This window comes from Bacillus sp. CFBP9009, assembly GCF_036541465.1.
In the GTDB taxonomy this organism is placed as follows: Bacteria; Bacillota; Bacilli; order Bacillales; family DSM-1321; genus Peribacillus.
Genome location: NZ_JAZHFU010000030.1, coordinates 22731 through 28872, shown reverse-complemented (window position 1 = coordinate 28872; position 6142 = coordinate 22731). Strand labels below are relative to the sequence as shown.

At 41.8% G+C, this 6142-nt stretch carries 6 protein-coding genes, 1 tRNA gene and 2 rRNA genes; 8 read left to right on the top strand and 1 reads right to left on the bottom strand.

The features are described 5' to 3' along the window. From V3595_RS27655 to tsaD, 7 genes are all read left to right on the top strand, one after another. Nucleotides 1-86 (top strand): 23S ribosomal RNA (locus V3595_RS27655); the annotation flags it as partial. Nucleotides 87-204: 118 nt separating this feature from the next. Further along, nucleotides 205-320, top strand: a 5S ribosomal RNA gene (gene rrf, locus V3595_RS27650). A gap of 66 nt (nt 321-386) precedes the next feature. Next, a tRNA-Met gene (locus V3595_RS27645) sits at nt 387-460 on the top strand. 206 nt (nt 461-666) lie between these two features. Then, nucleotides 667-1119 (top strand): tRNA (adenosine(37)-N6)-threonylcarbamoyltransferase complex ATPase subunit type 1 TsaE, encoded by a 453-nt coding sequence (gene tsaE, locus V3595_RS27640; protein ID WP_485911067.1) that lies wholly within the window; start codon nt 667-669, stop codon nt 1117-1119. Next, the gene (gene tsaB, locus V3595_RS27635; protein WP_137020241.1) at nt 1119-1811 is read left to right on the top strand and encodes a tRNA (adenosine(37)-N6)-threonylcarbamoyltransferase complex dimerization subunit type 1 TsaB; all 693 of its coding nucleotides are present in this window, start codon (nt 1119-1121) and stop codon (nt 1809-1811) included. The genes tsaE and tsaB overlap by 1 nt, the downstream gene beginning before the upstream one ends. 22 nt (nt 1812-1833) lie before the next feature. After that, on the top strand, nt 1834-2286 hold the full coding sequence (rimI, locus tag V3595_RS27630) for a ribosomal protein S18-alanine N-acetyltransferase (protein ID WP_485911065.1): 453 nt from the start codon (nt 1834-1836) through the stop codon (nt 2284-2286). Further along, complete coding sequence (gene tsaD, locus V3595_RS27625; protein ID WP_485911063.1) at nt 2283-3296, top strand: tRNA (adenosine(37)-N6)-threonylcarbamoyltransferase complex transferase subunit TsaD; 1014 nt, start codon at nt 2283-2285, stop codon at nt 3294-3296. The genes rimI and tsaD overlap by 4 nt, the downstream gene beginning before the upstream one ends. A gap of 269 nt (nt 3297-3565) precedes the next feature. Here tsaD and V3595_RS27620 read toward each other — a convergent pair whose 3' ends face one another. Next, nucleotides 3566-5485, bottom strand: coding sequence for an ABC transporter ATP-binding protein (locus V3595_RS27620; protein ID WP_485911061.1), 1920 nt, complete (start codon nt 5483-5485; stop codon nt 3566-3568). A gap of 132 nt (nt 5486-5617) precedes the next feature. Between V3595_RS27620 and moaC the strand changes: the two genes are divergently transcribed. Beyond that, a complete protein-coding gene (gene moaC, locus V3595_RS27615) occupies nt 5618-6124 on the top strand; it encodes a cyclic pyranopterin monophosphate synthase MoaC (RefSeq protein WP_485911059.1) in 507 nt (168 codons plus the stop codon). The last annotated feature ends 18 nt before the right edge of the window (nt 6125-6142 follow it).

The window sequence follows — 6142 nt, the reverse complement described above, 5'->3', positions numbered from 1 at the left end:
GAAAGATGATCAGGTTGATAGGTCAGAGGTGGAAGCATGGTGACATGTGGAGCTGACTGATACTAATAGATCGAGGACTTAACCAACGCTTTAAAAAAATGAAATACCTTCTTATTATTATCTAGTTTTGAAGGAATGAAAATTTCTTCTTGCATTTTGATTTCATACATGGTATGATAATAAATGTGCTAAAAAGATTAAATGTTTGGTGGCGATAGCGAAGAGGTCACACCCGTTCCCATTCCGAACACGGCAGTTAAGCTCTTCAGCGCCAATGGTAGTTGGGGGTTTCCCCCTGTGAGAGTAGGACGCCGCCAAGCTATAATCATTGTATTCTTTTTTAATAAATGGGAATACTATATTTATAAAAGCAACATTTATACCGTCGCGGGGTGGAGCAGTCCGGTAGCTCGTCGGGCTCATAACCCGAAGGTCGCAGGTTCAAATCCTGTCCCCGCAATCATGAAAAAAACGAAACTTAGGTTTCGTTTTTTTGTTTTATCTAAAATTCGAATAATTATGTCCCTAACTTATTTGTTTCTTCTTTTGAAACAAGGTAAACTACATATAGAATGGTTTTCGTTCCATAATATTGCGTTTATGGCGTTTATGGTTCTAGACATGAACTATAGGACGTTTCCTAATAATGATAAAGGTGATTGATATATGCAACATGTTGAATGGATTTCTCAGAGTGAGAAAGAAACAGCGCAATTTGCGCATAGATTGGCTCAAAAGCTTTCCAGTGGAGATGTGCTGGCTTTAGAAGGTGACTTGGGTGCAGGGAAGACGGCATTCACAAAAGGGCTGGCTAAAGGATTAGGTGTTACCAGAATGGTGAATAGCCCTACCTTTACGATAATAAAGGAATACATGGGTCGCTTGCCTTTATATCATATGGATGTCTATCGGGTAAGTGAATCGGAAGAAGATCTAGGCTTTGATGAATATTTTGATGGTGATGGTGTGACTGTCGTTGAATGGGCCCATTTAATAAAGGATCACCTTCCAGAGGAAATCTTGACCATTTATATCTATCGTCTGGGCGATACCAGCCGGCGTATTGTTTTGGAAGCCAAAGGCGAACGATATGTAAAGTTATGTAAGGAGATTATTTGATGAAGGTTTTAGCTATAGATACATCGAATTTTACATTAGGGATTGCACTGGTAAATGAGAATCAAGTAATTGGTGAGTATACGACGAACCTAAAGAAAAATCATTCGGTGCGGGTAATGCCGGCAATTGAGACACTGCTGAGGGATTGTGATACTAAACCGAAAGAACTGACTAAGATAGTGGTCGCTCAAGGTCCAGGCTCATATACAGGGGTCAGGATTGGAGTGACGATAGCTAAAAGCTTGGCCTGGACGCTTCAAATTCCCTTATCAGGTGTTTCCAGCTTAGAGGTTTTAGCAGCTAATGGTCGTTATTTTAACGGGGTGATCTCTCCCTTGTTCGATGCAAGAAGAGGGCAGATTTATACTGGATTATATGAAATGGAAAAGGACTCTTTAAAGACAGTCATTGAAGATTGTAATATTCTATCCTCTGAGTGGGCGAATCAATTGAAGGAATTAAATCGTCCTGTTTTATTTGTTGGTCAAGATGTGGACATCCATCGGGATGCAATTACGGATGCATTAGGGGAATTGGCGGTATTTGCTCCGGTACAGTCATATAATTCAAGGCCAAGCGAACTGGCCTTCATTGGTCTTGATAAGACTGAAGTGGATGTTCACCAGTTTGTACCGAATTATATCCGCATGGCTGAAGCAGAAGCTAAGTGGCTTGAACAGCAGGGGAAATAAACAAGGAAAGCGACCGATTATTATGAGTAAAACATTGACGTTCCGAAAGATGAATACGGAAGATATCGACCAAGTGCTAAACGTGGAAAAGCAGTCCTTTACTTTGCCTTGGAGCCGGGAAGCTTTTTTTAATGAATTGAATCATAATCAATATGCTGTATACATGGTGATAGAGGATGAAGGTAAAGTCGCCGGTTATTGCGGTGCCTGGATCGTCATTGATGAATCGCACATTACCAATATAGCGATATTGCCAGAATACCGAGGGCAAAAGCTAGGAGAAGCTCTGCTCAGGAAGATGATAGAAATCTCCATTTCGATGGGTGTGGTGAGGATGACGCTTGAGGTCCGTGTCAGTAATGCAGTAGCCATTTCGCTCTATGAAAAACTAGGTTTCCAAAAGGGCGGAATCCGAAAAAATTATTATACAGACAATCAAGAAGATGCTTATGTTATGTGGGTGAATTTTTCATGAAAAAAGATCAATTTATATTAGGTATTGAAACCAGCTGCGATGAAACTGCGGCAGCTGTCATAAAAAATGGTACGGAGATACTTAGTAATGTCGTGGCTTCACAAATCGAAAGCCATAAACGTTTTGGCGGTGTCGTCCCTGAAATAGCTTCCCGTCATCATGTAGAACAAATTACGATTGTTCTTGAAGAAGCACTGCTGCAAGCCGGTGTGACATATGAAGACTTGGATGCCATTGCCGTTACAGAAGGCCCCGGCCTTGTTGGGGCACTATTAATAGGCGTGAATGCGGCGAAGGCTGTAGCTTTCGCACATGGAATACCGATTGTCGGTACGCATCATATCGCTGGTCATATCTATGCAAATCGGCTTATTCAGGAGATCGAATATCCTGCGCTTTCTTTAGTCGTTTCGGGAGGTCATACGGAATTGGTGCTTTTAGAAGAGCCAGGTTCGTTCAAGGTGATAGGGGAGACGCGGGATGATGCAGCAGGAGAGGCGTATGATAAAGTGGCTCGAACATTGGGGCTCCCTTATCCTGGCGGTCCTCATATCGATAGGCTTGCGCAAGAAGGCTCACCAACTTTGAAACTGCCTAGGGCATGGTTGGATGGCAGCTATGACTTTTCTTTCAGCGGGTTGAAATCGGCGGTGATCAACACTTTGCATAATGCAGAACAGCGCGGGGAAAAAATCGAACCTAAAGATTTAGCGGCAAGTTTCCAAGCAAGCGTGATAGAAGTGCTTGTAATGAAAGCTGTAAAAGCTTCAAAGGAATATAATGTGAAGCAGGTATTGCTTGCTGGAGGAGTTGCGGCAAATAAAGGCCTTAGGGAAGCATTAACGGAAGCTTTTAAGGATTTACCTATGGATATATCCATTCCGCCCCTCTATCTTTGTACGGACAATGCCGCCATGATCGGTGCTGCTGGCAGTGTCATGTTTGAAAAAGGAAAACGATCTGGTTTGGATTTGAACGGAAATCCTGGATTGGATATAGAAGCATTTTAATTGACGAGAAGACAGGATCCCACACTTCGGCATCCTGTCTTCTTTATCGTGTTAATAAAATAATAGAATATTCTGTGGATAAAGTTTTTTTGATCATCATACTGCATGTGTATAAAGCGGTGTTTTTGTGGATAAGTGGATATGTTTCTGTGGATAATGTGTATAACTCGAATTATTGGCTAATGAACGGTAAGTGGTTTGTTAACAAGTTTGTGGATAACTTTTTAATTTGAAGTGAAAAAGACCGAGTCGATTGACCCGGTCTTTTGTCATTCTTCCAGTTCAGCCCATTCTTCGAGCAGCTGGTCCAATTTTTCCTGTGCATTATCAAGCTTTGTTTGGACTTCCATCACTTTTTCGTGGTCCTGAAAAACATTTGGATCGCAAAGGAGGTCATTATATTCGCTTATTTCGGTTTCAAGACGCTCCATGGCTGCCTCGATTTCCTCAATGCGCCGTTTTCGCTGGCGTTCTGCTTTTTTTGCTTCTTTATCAATTTTGTAATTTGTTTTTTCTACAGCTGCATCTAAAGTTTTAGCCTGATCCTGCTGTTCAAGTGCTTGGATTTCCGCTTGCTCCTGTTTCTTCTCTAAATAGTAATCATAATCACCGAGGAATTCTTCGTTGCCGTCTTTGGAGAGCTCTATCACTTTCGTTGCTATCCGATTTATGAAATAACGGTCATGTGAGACGAAAAGAATAGTTCCCGGATAATCGATCAATGCGTTTTCAAGCACCAATTTACTATCGAGGTCCAAATGGTTCGTTGGTTCATCAAGAATTAAAAAATTACCTTTTTGCATCATCATTTTGGCTAGAGCAAGCCGAGCCTTTTCGCCCCCGCTTAGTGTGGAAACGGTTTTCAAAACATCGTCCCCGCTAAATAGGAAATTACCGAGTACGGTACGGATGTCCTTTTCCGGTTTAAGGGGATAGTCGTCCCATAATTCATTGAGTACGCGTTTATTGGAAACAAGGTTAGCCTGTTCTTGATCGTAGTAGCTGACTTCTACGTTCGTTCCAAAACGGAACTCCCCAGAAAGTGCAGGCAGCTTAGAAATGATCGTTTTCAATAAAGTTGATTTGCCAACTCCATTTGGGCCAACAAGAGCTATGCTCTCTCCTTTTGTCATCCGGGAATTTATATTCCTTGATACCGTTTCCCCTTCGTATCCGATAGCCAAGTCCTGGAGGTGGAGTACTTCATTTCCGCTTTGCCTTTCAATCTGGAAAGAAAAATTCGCGGATTTTTCATCACCTTGCGGCTTGTCCAATACATCCATCTTTTCGAGCTGTTTGCGTCGGCTTTGTGCTCTTTTCGTGGTGGAAGCCCTTGTGATATTACGTTGGACAAAGTCGCGAAGCTTTTCGATTTCCCCTTGCTGTTTCTCGAACAGTTTCATGTCCCGCTCATAATCTTCCGCTTTTCCCTCTAGGTAAGAACTATAATTACCATGGTATTTTTTCATGTTATTCCGGGAAATCTCATATACCAGGTTTACTACTTTATCTAAAAAATAGCGGTCATGGGAAACAATGAGCACAGCTCCCTGGTAGCTTTGTAAATATTGTTCAAGCCAAGTTAGGGTTTCGATATCCAAATGGTTCGTCGGCTCATCCAAAATCAATATATCCGGTTTCCTTAAAAGCAGCTTTCCTAATGCAAGCCTTGTTTTTTGCCCGCCGCTTAAAGTGGAAATTGGGGTAGAATAGTCAAAGTCAGCAAACTGAAGACCATGCAATACGGAACGGATATCCGCTTCATATTGATAACCGCCCTTCTCTTTGAATGCCACCATCAAAGTGTCGTATTCATTCAGCACTTTTTGGTAAATCGTTTCGTTTTCAAAGATGTCAGGTCTGGCCATATCAGCCTCAAGGCGACGCAGTTCCTTTTCCTGCTCTATAAGGTCCGTGAATACAGTCAGCATCTCATCCCAAATGGTCAGTTCGGATTCCAATCCCGTATCCTGGGCCATATAGCCGATAGTGACGCCTTTTGGTTTGATAATTTCACCGCCATCATGGGAAAGCTGCTCGGCTATTATTTTTAGCAGAGTGGATTTTCCGGCGCCATTTCGGCCGACAAGTGCAATTCGATCTTTATTTTGAACTTCGAGCTTCATATTTGATAAAATAAGTTCAGCTCCATAATATTTCGATAGTTGATTGATTTGTAATAAAATCATAGATTTCACCTCAATTGATTATAGTTAGTGTAACGTATTTTAGTTATTATCGGCAACAGCTTGGTTCCATGGTAAACAAAAGCTGTTACATAAAGTGGAATAATAGTGTATGATTTAGGAGGGGTTACTTAAATGGGAGACTTAACGCATTTTAATGAACAGGGCAGGGCCAAAATGGTCGATGTGAGTGATAAGCCTGAAACAACCCGGACGGCAGTTGCTCAATCGAGCATTTTATTGAATGATGAAATATATGAATTGGTCACGAACCAGAAAATGAAAAAAGGTGATGTACTGGCTGTTGCACAGGTTGCAGGAATAATGGCCAGCAAAAATACATCCAATATCATTCCGATGTGCCATCCCATTGCTCTGCAAGGGGTCAATATAGCCTTTGAGTGGGAAAAAGAAGAACAAGGATACAGGCTTAGGATTGAAACGGAAGCTAAGACAAAAGGGAGTACAGGTGTGGAAATGGAAGCGTTAACAGCTGCATCCGTGACTGCCTTGACTGTTTATGACATGTGTAAGGCCATTGATAAGGGAATGGTGATCGGGCCTACATTCTTAGTGGAGAAAACAGGCGGAGTTTCCAGTAACGATTATAAAAGACAAGTAAAACAAACAGATAGAGATTAAGTTGAAAAGCATGTGTGA

Excerpts from the sequence above, each read along its gene's own strand:
- tsaE (WP_485911067.1), top strand. The coding sequence starts at position 667 with ATGCAACATGTTGAATGGATTTCTCAGAGTGAGAAAGAAACAGCGCAA.
- tsaB (WP_137020241.1), top strand. The coding sequence starts at position 1,119 with ATGAAGGTTTTAGCTATAGATACATCGAATTTTACATTAGGGATTGCA.
- rimI (WP_485911065.1), top strand. The coding sequence starts at position 1,834 with ATGAGTAAAACATTGACGTTCCGAAAGATGAATACGGAAGATATCGAC.
- tsaD (WP_485911063.1), top strand. The coding sequence starts at position 2,283 with ATGAAAAAAGATCAATTTATATTAGGTATTGAAACCAGCTGCGATGAA.
- V3595_RS27620 (WP_485911061.1), bottom strand. The coding sequence starts at position 5,485 with ATGATTTTATTACAAATCAATCAACTATCGAAATATTATGGAGCTGAA.
- moaC (WP_485911059.1), top strand. The coding sequence starts at position 5,618 with ATGGGAGACTTAACGCATTTTAATGAACAGGGCAGGGCCAAAATGGTC.